This is a genomic window from Oleiphilus sp. HI0080 (genome assembly GCF_001635135.1).
The window spans coordinates 1-956 of sequence record NZ_LWFU01001011.1 but is presented as its reverse complement, the minus strand read 5'-3'; the positions used below and the strand labels follow the sequence as shown (position 1 = coordinate 956).

At 48.5% G+C, this 956-nt stretch carries 2 protein-coding genes; both read left to right on the top strand.

Going from position 1 to position 956, the window contains the following annotated elements; genetic code table 11:
* Nucleotides 1–340: cation:proton antiporter subunit C (locus A3751_RS19185; protein WP_068458593.1), on the top strand; the 340-nt coding region annotated here is incomplete at its 5' end.
* Nucleotides 340–956: proton-conducting transporter membrane subunit (locus A3751_RS19180; RefSeq protein ID WP_304439059.1), on the top strand; the 617-nt coding region annotated here is incomplete at its 3' end. The genes A3751_RS19185 and A3751_RS19180, both read left to right, overlap by 1 nt.

Genomic DNA, 956 nt, shown 5'->3' with positions numbered 1-956 from the left:
TCACTACAACTATTGGATCGTAATTTTTTTGATGATGTCAGGGTTTTACATCGTCATCTCGGCCAACAATCTCGTTAAAAAAGTTGTTGGTTTAAACGTGTTCCAGACTTCTGTCTTTATGCTTTACATTTCAATGGGAAAAGTCTCTGGAGGCTCAGCCCCTATTGTTGCCGAGGGGATCGAGGTCTATTCGAACCCCTTGCCGCATGTACTGATACTCACTGCCATCGTGGTGGGCGTAGCTACTACTTCAGTAGGCCTTTCTTTGATTGTCCGCATCAAGCGCGCTTATGGAACAGTCGAGGAGAATGAATTTCAAGACAAGGATGACGTCATCTAATGGTCGCAGAACACCTTCCTATACTTCCCGTCCTTATTCCCCTTTTAGCGGCGCCAATTGCGATACTTGTAGGACGTTCATCGCTCGCTTGGCTGCTCTCTACTAGTGCGAGTATCGCCGCATTTTTTGTCGCGATTGGCCTATTGGAGTTGACGCTGGCGAATGGAGCGATTCGTTATGCATTGGGTGGCTGGAGCCCACCTTGGGGCATAGAGATGCGTATCGATGTCGCCAGTGCATTTGTGTTACTCGCCGTATCCGGTATTTCTAGCTTGGTGCTCATCTATGCACGCGCTAGCATTGAAAAGGAAATCAAAGAAGGGCAACACACGCTTTATTACACGGCGCACTTGCTATGTCTTGCAGGCCTTTCCGGGATACTGATCACCGGTGACGCGTTTAACCTTTTCGTATTCCTTGAAATTTCTTCTCTCGCGACCTACACCCTCGTGAGCTTAGCCTCTGATAGGCGATGCCTGACTGCCGCATTTCGGTACTTGGTGATGGGTACAATTGGCGCGACCTTCATACTGATCGGCGTAGGCATGCTGTATATGAAGACGGGAACACTTAACATGCTGGATCTTGGAGATCGTCTTCAAGCAATCGAGACCAG